14 protein-coding genes are annotated in these 13788 nt (G+C 58.2%); 6 read left to right on the top strand and 8 right to left on the bottom strand.

Annotated features, from left to right (window positions below; all coding sequences use genetic code 11):
* The first annotated feature begins 124 nt into the window (after positions 1-124).
* Entirely contained in the window at positions 125-1312 is a 1188-nt protein-coding gene (cfaB, locus tag PG5_RS14975; RefSeq protein WP_020797960.1) for a C17 cyclopropane fatty acid synthase CfaB, read from the top strand.
* A gap of 3 nt (positions 1313-1315) precedes the next feature.
* On the opposite strand, the gene cls is transcribed toward cfaB, so the two are convergent.
* Positions 1316-2755, bottom strand: coding sequence for a cardiolipin synthase (gene cls, locus PG5_RS14970; protein ID WP_020797959.1), 1440 nt, complete (start codon positions 2753-2755; stop codon positions 1316-1318).
* A gap of 133 nt (positions 2756-2888) precedes the next feature.
* Here cls and PG5_RS14965 point away from each other — a divergent pair, with 133 nt between their 5' ends.
* On the top strand, positions 2889-3410 hold the full coding sequence (locus PG5_RS14965) for a DUF3617 domain-containing protein (RefSeq protein WP_020797958.1): 522 nt from the start codon (positions 2889-2891) through the stop codon (positions 3408-3410).
* 61 nt (positions 3411-3471) lie between these two features.
* Here PG5_RS14965 and PG5_RS14960 read toward each other — a convergent pair whose 3' ends face one another.
* On the bottom strand, positions 3472-4371 hold the full coding sequence (locus PG5_RS14960; RefSeq protein ID WP_020797957.1) for a His/Gly/Thr/Pro-type tRNA ligase C-terminal domain-containing protein: 900 nt from the start codon (positions 4369-4371) through the stop codon (positions 3472-3474).
* A 195-nt stretch (positions 4372-4566) separates the two neighbouring features.
* A complete protein-coding gene (gene folE2, locus PG5_RS14955) occupies positions 4567-5463 on the bottom strand; it encodes a GTP cyclohydrolase FolE2 (protein WP_020797956.1) in 897 nt (298 codons plus the stop codon).
* Between the two features lie 94 nt (positions 5464-5557).
* Here folE2 and zigA point away from each other — a divergent pair, with 94 nt between their 5' ends.
* Positions 5558-6763, top strand: a complete 1206-nt coding sequence (gene zigA / locus PG5_RS14950; protein WP_020797955.1) for a zinc metallochaperone GTPase ZigA — start codon at positions 5558-5560, stop codon at positions 6761-6763.
* A 3-nt stretch (positions 6764-6766) separates the two neighbouring features.
* On the opposite strand, the gene PG5_RS14945 is transcribed toward zigA, so the two are convergent.
* Positions 6767-7123 (bottom strand): hypothetical protein, encoded by a 357-nt coding sequence (locus PG5_RS14945; RefSeq protein WP_042955427.1) that lies wholly within the window; start codon positions 7121-7123, stop codon positions 6767-6769.
* A gap of 26 nt (positions 7124-7149) precedes the next feature.
* Here PG5_RS14945 and PG5_RS14940 point away from each other — a divergent pair, with 26 nt between their 5' ends.
* The gene (locus tag PG5_RS14940) at positions 7150-8115 is read left to right on the top strand and encodes a GTP-binding protein (RefSeq protein ID WP_020797953.1); all 966 of its coding nucleotides are present in this window, start codon (positions 7150-7152) and stop codon (positions 8113-8115) included.
* Between the two features lie 70 nt (positions 8116-8185).
* Here the strand turns inward: PG5_RS14940 and PG5_RS14935 are convergent, their stop codons facing one another.
* Positions 8186-8599, bottom strand: a complete 414-nt coding sequence (locus tag PG5_RS14935) for a DUF3301 domain-containing protein (RefSeq protein ID WP_020797952.1) — start codon at positions 8597-8599, stop codon at positions 8186-8188.
* A gap of 120 nt (positions 8600-8719) precedes the next feature.
* On the opposite strand from PG5_RS14935, the gene pdxY reads away from it, so the two are divergent.
* Entirely contained in the window at positions 8720-9592 is an 873-nt protein-coding gene (gene pdxY, locus PG5_RS14930; RefSeq protein WP_020797951.1) for a pyridoxal kinase PdxY, read from the top strand.
* Between the two features lie 63 nt (positions 9593-9655).
* On the opposite strand, the gene PG5_RS14925 is transcribed toward pdxY, so the two are convergent.
* Positions 9656-10138: an acyl-CoA thioesterase gene (locus PG5_RS14925; RefSeq protein ID WP_020797950.1), complete on the bottom strand. Its 483-nt coding sequence runs from the start codon at positions 10136-10138 to the stop codon at positions 9656-9658.
* Between the two features lie 286 nt (positions 10139-10424).
* Between PG5_RS14925 and PG5_RS14920 the strand changes: the two genes are divergently transcribed.
* Positions 10425-12188, top strand: a complete 1764-nt coding sequence (locus tag PG5_RS14920) for a cation:proton antiporter (protein WP_020797949.1) — start codon at positions 10425-10427, stop codon at positions 12186-12188.
* A 23-nt stretch (positions 12189-12211) separates the two neighbouring features.
* Here the strand turns inward: PG5_RS14920 and PG5_RS14915 are convergent, their stop codons facing one another.
* Positions 12212-12619 (bottom strand): SMI1/KNR4 family protein, encoded by a 408-nt coding sequence (locus tag PG5_RS14915; protein ID WP_003187120.1) that lies wholly within the window; start codon positions 12617-12619, stop codon positions 12212-12214.
* 138 nt (positions 12620-12757) lie between these two features.
* Entirely contained in the window at positions 12758-13636 is an 879-nt protein-coding gene (locus PG5_RS14910) for a Tim44 domain-containing protein (RefSeq protein ID WP_020797948.1), read from the bottom strand.
* Positions 13637-13788: the final 152 nt, after the last annotated feature.

Raw genomic sequence — 13788 nt, 5'->3', positions numbered from 1 at the left:
CGGTCATTTCTGCGAATTCGCAACCGTTGTATATTCGTAGAGTGCCGCTATGAAATCGATAGCCAGTTGTTTTTCCAGGATGGTCTAACCTCTCAGCAGACGTCTGAAACAAGGGGGATTTTCCATGCTCGCGCAACTTCCACCGGCCTTACAGAATCTGCAGTTACCGCTACGCCTGCGACTCTGGGACGGTCATGAATTCAATCTGGGGCCGACGCCCAGTGTCACAATTGTGGTCAAGGACCCACAAATGGTCACCCAGTTCACCCACCCTAGCCTGGACGCGCTCGGGGCTGCGTTTGTCGAGGGCAAACTGGAACTCGAAGGTTCCATCAGCGATGTGATCCGCGTGTGCGATGAATGGAGTCAGGCGTTGCTGGATGAGGACGACGGCAATCAGCCGGTCCGCACCATGCATGACAAGGAGACTGACGCCAAGGCAATCTCCTACCATTACGACCTCTCGAACGCCTTTTACCAACTGTGGCTCGACAGCGACATGGCGTATTCCTGCGCTTACTTCGAGACAGGCAGTGAATCCCTTGAACAGGCCCAACAGGCAAAATTCCGTCATCTGTGCCGCAAGTTGCGCCTGCAACCTGGCGAATATCTGCTGGATGTCGGCTGCGGCTGGGGTGGGCTGGCGCGGTACGCTGCCCGTGAGTTTGGTGCGAAGGTGTTCGGTATTACCCTCAGCAAGGAACAACTGGCCCTGGCCCGGGAGCGGGTAAAAGAGGAAGGGTTGGAGGACCTGATCGAGTTGCAGTTACTCGACTACCGCGACCTGCCTCAAGACGGACGCTTCGACAAGGTGGTCAGTGTCGGTATGTTCGAACATGTCGGGCACGCGAACCTGGCCGAGTATTGCAAAACCTTGTTCGGCGCAGTGAAAGAGGGCGGGTTGGTGATGAACCACGGGATCACCGCCAAGCACACCGATGGGCGTCCTGTGGGACGCGGTGCGGGTGAGTTCATTGAGAAATACGTGTTCCCCAATGGAGAACTGCCGCACCTGTCGATGATCTCTGCCGAGATCAGTGAGGCAGGCCTGGAGATCGTCGATGTCGAGAGCCTGCGCCTGCATTACGCACGGACCCTGGATCACTGGAGCGAACGTCTGGAAGACAATCTGGAGGCCGCCTCGAAACTGGTGCCGGATCAAGCCCTGCGCATCTGGCGCCTGTACCTGGCCGGTTGTGCCTACGCGTTCGCCCGCGGCTGGATCAACCTGCACCAGATTCTCGCGGTGAAGGCCCACGCCGATGGCAGCCATGAGCTGCCCTGGACGCGAGACGATATCTACAATCCCTGATCCCTAGAGAATGGGCGAAATAAGCCGGGCGACCCGCATGCCGATTTGCTGCAAGCGACGGGTCTCCCGGCCTTCTTCCTTGGCGATTTCGTGAGCCTGGTCGAAGTCGTCGTTTAGCATTTGCTCCACTTGGGCAGCAAACGCTTTGTCGACCGTCAGTAGCATCACTTCGAAATTCAATCGAAACGATCGGTTGTCCATGTTGGCACTGCCAATGGCGCTGATTTCACTGTCGATCAACACCACTTTCTGATGCAGGAACCCGGGTTGGTAGCGGAACACCCGCACACCAGCGCGCACGGCTTCAAAGGCATAGAGGCTGGAAGCGGCGTAGACGATTCGGTGGTCGGGCCGCGACGGCAGCAGGATTCGCACATCCACCCCGCGCAAGACCGCCAGGCGCAACGCTGCGAGTACCGCTTCATCGGGGATGAAATAAGGGCTGGTGATCCATACCCGTTCGGTCGATGCGTGAATCGCTTCGACGAAGAACAGTGAACAGGTTTCGTAGGCGTCCGCCGGGCCACTGGCGAGTACCTGGCACAGCACTCCGTCGTCCGGGTAAACCTGCGGCAGGATCAGCGGCGGTAATTCTCGAGCCGCCCAGAACCAGTCTTCGGCGAAGGACTCTTGCATGCAGGCCACCACCGGTCCCCGTACTTGCACATGGGTATCGCGCCACGGTGCCAGCGGTGGTTTCTCGCCCATGTATTCATCGCCAACGTTGTGGCCACCGACGAAGCCGAGCATGCCGTCGACGACCACGATCTTGCGGTGGTTGCGAAAGTTGACCTGGAAACGGTTGAGCCAGCCGCTGCGGGTGGCGAAGGCTTTGACCTTGACGCCGCCATCGCGCAGTGACTGGACGTAACCGTGGGGCAGGGAGTGGCTGCCAATTCGGTCGTAGAGCAGGTAAATCGCCACGCCTTCGCTGGCTTTGTGCAGGAGCAAGTCATGCAGGCGACGGCCCAGCCGGTCATCGTGGATGATGAAGAACTGGACCAGTACGGCTTCCCTGGCCTGGTCGATGGCGTGGAAAATCGCTTCGAAGGTCGCCTGTCCATTCACTAGCAAGCACACTTCGTTGTTTGCCAGGCACGGCATGCGTCCCAGTTTCGGCATGGCCCTCAGCGACGCGTAGGCGCTGGATGCGCGAGCGGTGAGGGCTTCCTCCACCCATGGCCGCCAGTTCAGCTCGGAGACCGCCTTGCGCATCTCCTCGTTGGCTTGGCGCCGAGCCTTGATGTAGCCGTCGAAGGAGCTGCGGCCGAATACCAGGTAGGGGATGAGTGTCAGGTAAGGCATGAACAACAATGACAAGGCCCAGGCAATCGAGCCTTGCGCGGTGCGGACGGTCAACACGGCATGGATTGCTGCAATCAGGCCCAATGAGTGCAGCAGCGCGATGAAATAACCAAAGACATGGGGTCCAAAATAATCCATGGGGGGCAACCTTGCTCCTGAAGATTCAATGCTTAACAGACCATGTTCCGTGCAGAATGTCGCTATTTAATTGGCCCATGAACCGAAGCCCGCTGGCGACGTCTAACGGCCACTACTGATCAGGAGTTACTCGATGAACGTTCGTCTGCTGGGTTTGGCCATGGCATTTGGTTTGGCACTTCCTGTGGCTGCTCAGGCGCAGATGCTTCAGCCAGGTTTGTGGGAATTGACTTCGAGCAACATGAAAGTCGATGACCAGAACCTGCCGGATCTGCAACTGATCCTGGGTCAAATACAAAGCCAGATGACTCCTGAACAGCGCGCGCAGCTGGAAAAACAGGGCATCACCATGGGTGGCAAAGGGATTCGGGCGTGCTTGACGCCAGAGCAGGTCAAGAGCGACAACATTCCGCTGACCGACCCACAATCGGGCTGCAAACAGGAAATCACCGAGCGCACCGGTAATCAGTGGAAGTTCCGTTTCAGCTGCCCGAAAGCACAGGGCGCGGGTGTAGCCACCTTCCTCAGTGATCGTGAGTTCACCACCAAGGTCAACGGTACGTTCAACGCCACCGGCATCCAGCAGAAGGGTAGCCTCGATACCCGCGCGGTCTGGTTGGGACAGGACTGCGGCACCGTAAAACCAAGAGCCTAAACCTCATCGGGGCGAGCCTTGCTTTTTTGTAGGAGCGAGGCTTGCCCGCGAAGACGTCCGTTCAGCCACCTCCAATCCCCGGCTGACCTAACCACTCGCACACCGCCTCAACCTTCATCCTGCCAAAATCCTCTCCATTGCGATTGCGCACGCTGACATACCCGCCAGCTCTTTCCTGTTCACCAACCACCACCAGGTACGGCACCGTCTGACTGTGATGTCGAATCTTGTGGCGAACTTTTTCGTTACGCAGGTCCGCCAGGGCACGCACACCACTGCGGCGCAAGTGTTCGGTAACTGCGTGTGCGTAACTTGCCTGCCGGTCATCCATGCTGACCACCACCACATGGGCTGGCAGGCGCCAATGCTGCAGCTCGTGGTGGTTGGACCAGCAGGTACCATAGATCCTTTGCTGCAAGGTTCCGTTGATGTGATCGAGGGCGAAAGCTTGTAAGACCCTGGTGGTGGGCACATGAGGGCCGCTCGTCACATAGTCGGTATCCCCCAGGCGATACAGCGACAGATCGGCGCAAGAGGGCGAGTGGTTGCGATTGCGACGGATCGAGTGGTTGGCCGCCGCCAATGATTGCATACGCGCTTCGATCAGCGGCAGGTCAGCGGTCCTCATTGGACGTTCGACAGCGAACTCACAATAGAACCCGTCACCCAACGCCGAGCCGGTTCGCAATTGAGCATGGGAATGCAATTGCTTGACTGCCATCGCCAGCATCAGCGAACAGGAGCGCCGGAGGATCTCCAGGCCGTCGGGTTCCTGGGGCGTAACGATGCTGACCCTGGCATTGGCCCGGATCACGAACTCACAGTCGACCAACAGGCCGTCCACCCGACCCGCTACTGCAGCGTTGGCCAGCCCGGGGCCAATACTCGCGGCAATCTCATGTACGGACAGCGGTTGATCGTATTCACGCAATGAACCATCGGGCAGAGTGATCTGGATCATAGTTTTTGTTCTCGAATGCTTCGATCACATGCGTCAGCGGCTTAACCTTAGATCCAAAACCCGGCCGCTGTCATGTAGACGTTTGTCGTGCCCACTCAAAACTCTTTCTAGAAAGCCCTGTAGGCGCGCAGCAGATTGATTGTTGATGCGCGCCATAACTTCGGTACAGAGCCTGGCGCAATGCCTGTAAATGGATTATGCGGCCTCCCAGTTCCACCGACTCTCGGCAACGGCATCGTGGGCATGCAGGCTTTCAGCATGGATGACGCGTATCTGGAACCCACTGACGCCGGGTGAGCGTTTCAGGGCCAGGTTCAAGCGTCGAGCAGCGTCTTCGCAAAACATCAGGTTCTGACCATTAGCCAAGGCGAACGCCTGTTCATCAGCCCGTTTGACAGCGGTTTGTACGGCGGTGCCGAGGGCTGCCTCGGCGTCGTTGATGATTGCGACCAGCGGCAATTCATCCAGGCTCTCGTGCAATCGCAGACTCAGTTGCGCCGTACTGCGTTGACTATGGGGCGTCGCAACAATGCCTTCAGGGGAACCGAGCCAAGCGAGTACTTCGTCGTGATGCAAAGTCCGGTTGGCAAAATTATCGACGAATTGCTGTTGGATCAGTTGTCGGGACAGCGCGGCTGAACAAGGACAGGTTGAGGAATAAGGCAGTGCCATTTTTAGTTCCACGTGGAACATCTGGTTTTTCAAACGTGCTTCGATGCTGACGGGATAGCTTTTCCAGCCAGACAGAGGACTGACCAATGCCGGTCTTTTCAGCAGCAAATCGGTGTGAATAGTCAGGTAGGCGTTGTTTGATAGCCCTTCGTGACTGATCAGGAAACTATGCAAAACCCGTCGTAGCAGACCGGGCGATAGCGTTTCTTGCTCAAGCGTTTCCAACCCCAGATACAGCCGCGACATATGAATCCCACGCGCCTCGCCGTTATCGAGGCTCACACCCGCGTCGGCCGTCGCAGGCAATTTTTTGCCGTCGAGTAAAACAGGAAGAGCAATGCCACACATGCCCACCCATTCCAATGGGTGGGCTTGGCGTAAAGCCTGCGCGGCGATATCCGGCAGAGTCAGCGCATTCATGAGCAGGTCCATAGTGGAGTTTGTTGTGTAATGTTATATGATAACATTAAGACAAGCCCGATAATTTCACCGGGTACCCTGTGAGGAGCTTCTGATGCCAAATCGCCTTCCCGTGACAGTCCTCTCGGGCTTTCTTGGAGCCGGAAAAAGTACACTTCTTAATTACATACTACGTAATAGAAATGGTCTGCGCGTTGCTGTCATCGTCAATGACATGAGTGAAATCAATATCGACGGCAGTGAAGTCCAGCGCGATGTCAGTCTCAATCGTGCGCAAGAGAAACTTGTGGAGATGAGCAACGGCTGCATCTGCTGCACGTTGCGGGAAGACTTGCTGAAGGAGGTTAGCTCGCTCGCCGGGGAGGGTCGTTTTGATTACTTGTTGATCGAATCAACTGGCATTTCAGAGCCGCTGCCAGTAGCGGAGACCTTTACCTTCCGCGATGAAAACGGCCAGAGCCTCACCGACATCGCCCGGCTCGACACGATGGTTACCGTGGTCGATGGCATGAATTTCCTGCTCGATTTCCAGGCTGCCGAAAGCCTGGCGTCACGTGGCGAAACGCTGGGCGAGGGAGATGAACGCGCGATCACCGATCTGTTGATCGAGCAGATCGAATTCGCCGACGTCATCCTGATCAGCAAGATTGACTTGATCAGTAGCCGAGAACGCGAGGAGCTGACGGCGATTCTTGAACGCCTCAATGCGCAGGCGCTAATCATCCCGATGGTCATGGGCGAAGTGCCGTTGGAGAAGATCCTCGATACCGGTCGTTTCAACTTCGAGAAAGCGGCGCAGGCACCGGGCTGGTTGCAGGAAATGCGTGGTGAACACGTGCCGGAAACCGATGAATATGGCATCGCGTCCTACGCCTATCGCGCGCGTCGCCCCTTTCATCCGCAACGCTTCTTCAATTTCATCGATGGCCCGTGGCTCAATGGCAAGCTGTTTCGCTCCAAGGGCTTCTTCTGGTTGGCGAGCAAACACACGGACGCTGACAGTTGGTCCCAGGCCGGCGGAATGATGCGTTATGGTTTTGCCGGGCGCTGGTGGCGTTTCGTGCCGAAGGATCAGTGGCCGCAGGATCAGGAAAGCACCGCCGCCATCCTGCAGAACTGGGACGCTGATAGTGGCGATTGCCGGCAGGAACTGGTGTTCATCGGCCAGAACGTCGATTTCGCGCAACTTGCCGCCGAGCTGGACGATTGTCTGTTGAGCGATGAAGAGATGGCGCCAGGCGCAGAGAGCTGGTGCTCGTTGCCTGATCCGTTTGGCCCTTGGTATGAAGAGGCCGCTTGATCCTCAAGGCTCGAGCCAGGTTCCCTGGCTCTGGGCTTCGCAAAACGGCTTCAAATACGCCGCATCCGTGGCAACGCCGTAATAGTGAATATCCTGCCGGTAAGGCATATTGGCGACTTGGGCGTTGCTGCACAGGCCGAACGCCCCACCAGGGCATTGGTCGACGTACTGCACTTCGACTTTCTGCCCTGCAAGGGTTGGCTGGCAGAATCCATCGGCGAACAGTTTTTGCGGAATGTTGCGGTTTTGCTGGCAGACTTTCACGTCAAGCCGTTCCGCCTGGCTGTGGACCACGCAAGCCTGGGCCAGCGCCTCGCCACTATTGAGCGCCAGCAGCAACGACACGCCTATCCACCGCATTCTTACCTCCCAAGACACCTTCGATCATGTTGCAGAACATACCCACCCATGTCATCGCCGGGCCACTGGGGGCCGGTAAGACCAGCCTGATCAGCCACCTGCTGGCGCAACGTCCCGCTGGCGAGCGCTGGGCGGTGCTGATCAACGAATTCGGACAGATCGGTATCGATGCCGCGTTGTTGACCCGTGATGCCGATGGTATCGCACTGGGTGAAGTGGCCGGGGGCTGTTTGTGTTGCGTCAACGGTGCGCCGTTTCAGGTCGGTCTCGGCCGTTTATTACGCAAGGCGCGACCGGATCGACTGTTCATCGAGCCGTCCGGGTTGGGGCATCCGGCGCAGTTGCTCCGGCAGTTGCGTGAAGCGCCGTGGCAAGGTGTCCTGAGTGTCCAGCCCTGCGTTCTGGTACTGGACGCCAAGGCGCTGGCTGCTGGCAAGCCGCTCCCGCCGGCGCAACAGGAGGCGTTGGAGAGTGCCGGCCTGTTGCTGCTGAACAAGGCGGAACACCTTGATGAAATCGCTCGGCAACGCCTTGTCGCGCAGTTGCCGGAACGCCCATTGTATTGGGCGCACCATGCAGCCTTGCCATTGAGCCAATTGCCTGGCCTGGCCGCGCAGGCTGTGGCGGGTGTGGATAACTTCGTGGCGCCCAAGGGGTTGGCACAGTTGCCGGCGATCTGGACCGATCCGGCGCTACCGATTTGCTTGAGCCAGGCGCAGGAGGACAGCTGGAGCATTGGTTGGCGCTGGCATCCGAGCCAGACCTTTGACACTAACAGGATCGCTCGGTGGCTCGCAGGCCTTGATTGGCGGCGGGCCAAGCTGGTTATCCACAGCGTCGAGGGGTGGATGTCGGCGAATGCGCTGGATAATGCGGCGCTGGAATGGCGGTCCAGCGAATGGCGCCAGGACTCGCGGATTGAGCTTATTTTCAGTCAGATGCAGGATGTTCAGGTGCTGCAACGAGGACTGGACGGCTGTCGGTTGGGGTGAGGATCAAAAGATTGTCCGAACGCAGGCCGAACCTGCGGCAGCTTCTACAGGGATCGCCAGTTGCGTTAGTTCAAGGCCGCCACTTGGTATGTTCCTGCCGCCACTGGCTCAATTCGATCACCTCGGCACGCGGCTTGACCACGTCGACCACCGTGGCGGTGTCGTCGAATGGCACAGGATAAGGCGCCAGTTCGATCTGTGCGCTGTGTGGGCCGAATTGGGTGATGGTGCCGTTGTGGCGGGTTTCGCCGGTTACAGTGAATTCGAAGTTATACACACGGGCCAATCGTCGCCGACCATTGGCATCCTTGATGAACGCGATTTTTTTCAATGCTACGTTGCCATCCAGCAACTCGATCCCGAGCTTGGCGCAATGCTGCTTGACCCGCTCGAGTGCGTGTTCGCGCAAGCCGTGGTTGTGCCATAGCCAGGCAGCCGCGGTAGCGAAAAGCATCAGCACTAGAATATTTCCAAGGGTCAGCATCTACAGGGCGCTCCAACAAGATAGTGTCAGCTTAACTGTGTCGTTGGTCTGTCGTACAGGCTGCGTTTAGTCGCATACTGCGCGGCACGAATTTCAATCGTTTTACGGATAACTCACCGCATGAAACGTACACCCCATCTGCTTGCTATCCAGTCCCACGTGGTGTTCGGTCACGCAGGCAACAGTGCCGCGGTTTTCCCGATGCAGCGGGTCGGGGTGAATGTCTGGCCGCTTAACACCGTGCAGTTTTCCAATCACACCCAATACGGCCAGTGGTCGGGTGACGTATTGGCACCGCACCAGATTCCCGATCTGGTCGACGGTATCGCGGCCATTGGCGAGCTGGGCAATTGCGATGCGGTGCTGTCCGGTTACCTCGGCAGTGCAGCCCAGGGCAGGGCGATCCTGACGGGTGTGGCGAAGATCAAATCGATCAATCCCAAGGCGTTGTACCTGTGTGACCCGGTGATGGGCCATCCGGAGAAGGGCTGCAGCGTACCGGCGGAAGTCAGCGATTTCCTGCTGGAGGAGGCCGCCAGCGTGGCCGATTTCATGTGCCCCAATCAACTGGAGCTCGACAGCTTCTCGGGGCGCAAGCCGCAGTCGCTGTTCGATTGCCTGGCGATGGCGCGGGCGCTGCTGGCACGCGGGCCGAAGGCGGTGTTGGTCAAGCACCTGGATTATCCCGGCAAAAAAACCGATGTCTTTGAGATGTTGTTGGTGACGGCCGAAGGCAGCTGGCACCTGCAGCGTCCGCTGCTGGCTTTTCCGCGTCAGCCGGTGGGTGTTGGCGACCTGACGTCCGGGTTGTTCCTGGCCCGCGTCCTGCTGGGCGACAGCCTGGTGGCGGCTTTCGAATTCGCCGCGTCGGCGGTGCATGAAGTGTTGCTGGAGACGCAAGCCTGCGCCAGTTACGAAATGGAACTGGTTCGGGCTCAGGACCGGATCACCCATCCGCGCGTGCGGTTCGAGGCCACGCCGATCAGTTTGTAATCCGGTTACGGCGAAAAAAATCGCAGCCTGCGGTAGCTTCTACAGAGGCTGCGATCCTTTGCTTTAAGCGTCGCCCTTGATTTCCTGATAACGCTTTTCCAGTTCCTGGCGAATCTGACGGCGTTGTTGGGCCTGCATATAACGGCGCTTGTCTTCGCTGTTTACAGGTTGCAGCGGCGGCACCGGGGCGGGCTTGCGCTGGTCATCCACGGCGACCATGGTGAAGAAGCAACTGTTGGTATGGCGTACCGAGCGCTCACGGATATTCTCGGTCACCACCTTGATGCCCACCTCCATGGAGGTGTTGCCGGTGTAATTGACCGACGCCAGGAAGGTCACCAGTTCACCGACATGGATCGGCTCGCGGAAAATCACCTGGTCTACCGACAAGGTCACCACATAGCGGCCGGCATAGCGGCTGGCGCAGGCGTAGGCCACTTCGTCGAGGTATTTGAGCAGGGTGCCACCATGAACATTGCCAGAGAAATTGGCCATGTCGGGGGTCATCAATACTGTCATCGACAGCTGGGCGTTTCCGGGTTCCATAGCGTTCTCACGGGTCAAGGCAAGGTTTGAGGGACGCACCTCTGCGGGCGCTTCAGCGGTTTTTTCAAACCAACAGATATCGGGACGCCGCGCGGGCGGCCGCCGTCACGCCTGATCGATCTGTTTCCATATATTGCACCGCCTTTTCGCCGGAAGTCGCGGTGTTACCCTGCAAAAGCCCGGACCAAGGGAAAAGTCCTACACGCAAAGCAGAATTTTACGCTGCTCGAATCGGACACTTAGCCGCGTCCGATGATTAAGCCAATGCACCCAAGGAGCCCACGCCATGCATGCCATCAGTTTTATTCAGGATCTGGCAGTGATCATGTTGGTTGCGGGCGTGGTGACCGTACTGTTCCATCGGTTCAAGCAACCGGTGGTGCTGGGCTACATTGTGGCCGGCTTCATTATTGGCCCGCACACTCCACCGTTCGGCCTGATCCACGATGAAGAAACCATCAAGACCCTGGCGGAGCTGGGGGTGATTTTCCTGATGTTCTGCCTGGGCCTGGAGTTCAGCCTGCGCAAGCTGTTCAAGGTCGGTGCCACGGCGTTTATCGCGGCGTTCCTGGAAATCGTTCTGATGATCTGGATCGGCTACGAAATCGGCCGCTGGTTCGATTGGAACACAATGGACTCGCTATTTCTCGGGGCGATCCTGGCCATTTCCTCGACCACCATCATCGTCAAGGCACTCAATGACCTGAAGATGAAAAATCAGCGCTTTGCGCAGTTGATTTTCGGCGTACTGATCGTCGAAGACATCCTCGGTATCGGCATCATCGCCTTGCTGTCCAGTATCGCGGTCAGCGGCACGGTCAGTTCGGGCGAAGTGTTCTCCACTGTCGGCAAGCTTTCGCTGTTCATGATCGTCGCGCTGGTCATTGGCATTTTGCTGGTGCCGCGCTTGCTGGCGTACGTGGCCAAGTTCGAGAGCAACGAAATGCTGCTGATCACCGTGCTGGGCCTGTGTTTTGGCTTCTGCCTGCTGGTGGTCAAGCTTGAGTACAGCATGGTGCTCGGTGCGTTCCTGATTGGCGCGATCATGGCTGAGTCTCGTCAGTTGCTGAAAATTGAGCGCTTGATCGAACCGGTTCGCGATTTGTTCAGCGCGATCTTCTTCGTGGCGATCGGGTTGATGCTCGACCCGATGATTTTGCTGCAATACGCCTGGCCAATTGCGGTGATCACCGTGGCGGTGGTGCTCGGCAAGATGCTGTCCTGCGGCCTTGGCGCCTTCATCGCCGGCAATGACGGACGAACTTCGCTTCGCGTCGGGATGGGGCTGTCGCAGATTGGCGAATTCTCTTTCATCATTGCATCGCTGGGCATGACCCTGCAGGTCACCAGTAACTTCCTTTACCCGGTGGCCGTGGCGGTCTCGGTGCTCACCACGCTAATGACGCCCTATCTGATCCGCGCGGCCGACCCGCTGTCGATCAAGCTGGCCGCGGTGATGCCGCAACGGCTGGCTCGGGTGTTGGGGATGTATGGCGAATGGCTGCGCAGTATTCAACCGCAGGGCGAGGGTGCGTTGCTGGCTTCGATGATTCGGCGGATTTTGCTGCAGGTGGGGGTCAATCTGGCATTGGTGATTGCGATCTTCTTCGCCGGTGCTTACTTTGCCGAAGGCATGTCTACCTATCTGCAAGACTGGATCAGCGACTCGAGCTGGCAGAAAGCGCTGATCTGGGGTGGGGCGCTGCTACTGTCGCTGCCTTTCCTGATTGCCGCGTATCGCAAGCTCAAGGCGTTGTCGATGTTGCTGGCGGAAATGGGTGTCAAACCGGAGATGGCGGGTCGTCACACGCAGCGAGTGCGCCGGGTGATCTCCGAAGTGATCCCGATCCTCTCGCTGCTGGTGATTTTCCTGCTGCTGGCAGCCTTGTCGGCCAGTATTCTGCCGACCAACAAGTTACTGGTCCTGATCGCCGTGGTCGCGGCCGCCGTAGCGGCGTTGCTCTGGCGCTGGTTCATCCGAGTGCACACACGGATGCAGGTAGCCTTGCTCGATACCCTGGAAAACCACAAGGATTCGCCGGGGCATTGATCATGTGAGGGGCGTCGAACGGCTCAGCTTTCCAGCCAGACGTCCCGCGCCCAGTGCCATACCGATTCCCAGGTTTCTTCGGCGATCAGCTCTTCTTCGGCCTGCCAAAGCACTACGGTGCCGTCTTCTTCGACGCAGTAGTAGTCGTCGCCGTCCTGGCAGATCGGGATCAGGCTGCGATCGACGCCTGCATCCCAGGCGTTGGCGGCAACGTCCGGCAGGTAAGTGTGGGATTGCGGGTCCGTGACGGTCACGGGCTCCAGGCTGCCATAGACCACGTCGCTGACGGTCAGCAGGAACTCCCTGAAGACGAACGGAATGTCGATGAACAGTTGTTCTTCGATTTCGACCAGCAGATCTTCGTCGGGCAACTCCAAGGGGACCGGTACCGGTTCGTTGGCTTCACGCAGTTGTTCGATGATTTCTTCCACGTCCGGGATCCTCTTGCTTGTATGGCGCGGTTTATATGGGGCGGTTTATACAGTAGCTCGCTATAGATGCAACCGCGAAATAGAAAACCCCAGCCGAGGCTGGGGTTTTTATTACAACAAGTGAAGCGCGGAGGGGAATCAGCCGTTCTGGCGGATACCAGCCACCAGCCAAGGCTGGTTTTCGCCCTGTGCACGTTCCATGTTCCAGCTTTCGCTGAACACTTCGCCCTGGTCGAAACGCGAGGTCTTCGACACGCCGCTGAAGGTCAGGGTGGCGATGGTCTTGTCGGCACGATCTTCTACGCCGTCCAATTGCACATTCAGGTTATCAATGTAGGTGGACTGGAAGCCGTCACCCAGGTCAGCACGTTCGCGCTTGAGGAACTCCAGCATTTGCGGGGTCACGAACTCGGCGATCTTGTCCATTTCGTTCGCGTCCCAGTGTTGCTGCAGGGACTGGAAGTGATTGCGCGCAGCTTCGATGAAGTTGTGTTCGTTGAACCAGGCCGGAGCGTTGATTACCGGACGAGCGGCAACCGGTGCTGCCGCGCCACCGAAGATCGAACCGCCAGCAGACTTCTGTTCGAACGCCTCACGCTGCATCGGCGCGTAGCCTGCCGGAGCCATTTGCGGCTGCTGCTTGCGACGACGAGCGGCGATGAAGCGGAAGACCAGGAACGCGATGACCGCCATGATCAGGATGTCGAGGATCTGCATGCCCTGGAAACCGTCGCCCATGAACATGGATGCCAGCAGGCCACCAGCGGCGATGCCGGCCAGAGGGCCGAGCCAGCGCGAAGCGCCACCGGCCTTGGCTGCGGCGCCAGCGGCACCGGCTGCACCAGCGGTCGCTGCAGCGCCGCCCATGCCTGGAGAAGAAGGAGCCATCTGGCTGGTCTGGTGTGTCGGCGCAGCGCCTGCGCTTTTGCCACCACCAAAGCGCTTGGCGGCATTGGCGTCGAGGCTCATCGTCAAGCCGATGCACAACGCCATGGCGATGCTAAGAAAACGTTTCATAAAGGGAATTCCCATTTGTGGAAGGCACGCGCGCCATGTTGCACAGCTGAAGTGTTACTGGCTAGCGGCAGAGTGTTTCGAGCTTTTGCCTGACAGGTTGCATTCAGCTTCAGTCAGTGCAATAGGGCTTGTTAACTTTGGTCTGTAGGAAA

It is taken from the genome of Pseudomonas sp. G5(2012), from assembly GCF_000408945.1.
In the GTDB taxonomy this organism is placed as follows: domain Bacteria; phylum Pseudomonadota; class Gammaproteobacteria; order Pseudomonadales; family Pseudomonadaceae; genus Aquipseudomonas; species Aquipseudomonas umsongensis.
Note: the sequence above shows the minus strand (reverse complement) of the source record. Positions and strands in the feature narration are given on the sequence as shown.

Coding starts and splice junctions, on each gene's coding strand:
- cfaB (WP_020797960.1), top strand. CDS start 125: ATGCTCGCGCAACTTCCACCGGCCTTACAGAATCTGCAGTTACCGCTA.
- cls (WP_020797959.1), bottom strand. CDS start 2,755: ATGGATTATTTTGGACCCCATGTCTTTGGTTATTTCATCGCGCTGCTG.
- PG5_RS14965 (WP_020797958.1), top strand. CDS start 2,889: ATGAACGTTCGTCTGCTGGGTTTGGCCATGGCATTTGGTTTGGCACTT.
- PG5_RS14960 (WP_020797957.1), bottom strand. CDS start 4,371: ATGATCCAGATCACTCTGCCCGATGGTTCATTGCGTGAATACGATCAA.
- folE2 (WP_020797956.1), bottom strand. CDS start 5,463: ATGAATGCGCTGACTCTGCCGGATATCGCCGCGCAGGCTTTACGCCAA.
- zigA (WP_020797955.1), top strand. CDS start 5,558: ATGCCAAATCGCCTTCCCGTGACAGTCCTCTCGGGCTTTCTTGGAGCC.
- PG5_RS14945 (WP_042955427.1), bottom strand. CDS start 7,123: ATGCGGTGGATAGGCGTGTCGTTGCTGCTGGCGCTCAATAGTGGCGAG.
- PG5_RS14940 (WP_020797953.1), top strand. CDS start 7,150: ATGTTGCAGAACATACCCACCCATGTCATCGCCGGGCCACTGGGGGCC.
- PG5_RS14935 (WP_020797952.1), bottom strand. CDS start 8,599: ATGCTGACCCTTGGAAATATTCTAGTGCTGATGCTTTTCGCTACCGCG.
- pdxY (WP_020797951.1), top strand. CDS start 8,720: ATGAAACGTACACCCCATCTGCTTGCTATCCAGTCCCACGTGGTGTTC.
- PG5_RS14925 (WP_020797950.1), bottom strand. CDS start 10,138: ATGGAACCCGGAAACGCCCAGCTGTCGATGACAGTATTGATGACCCCC.
- PG5_RS14920 (WP_020797949.1), top strand. CDS start 10,425: ATGCATGCCATCAGTTTTATTCAGGATCTGGCAGTGATCATGTTGGTT.
- PG5_RS14910 (WP_020797948.1), bottom strand. CDS start 13,636: ATGAAACGTTTTCTTAGCATCGCCATGGCGTTGTGCATCGGCTTGACG.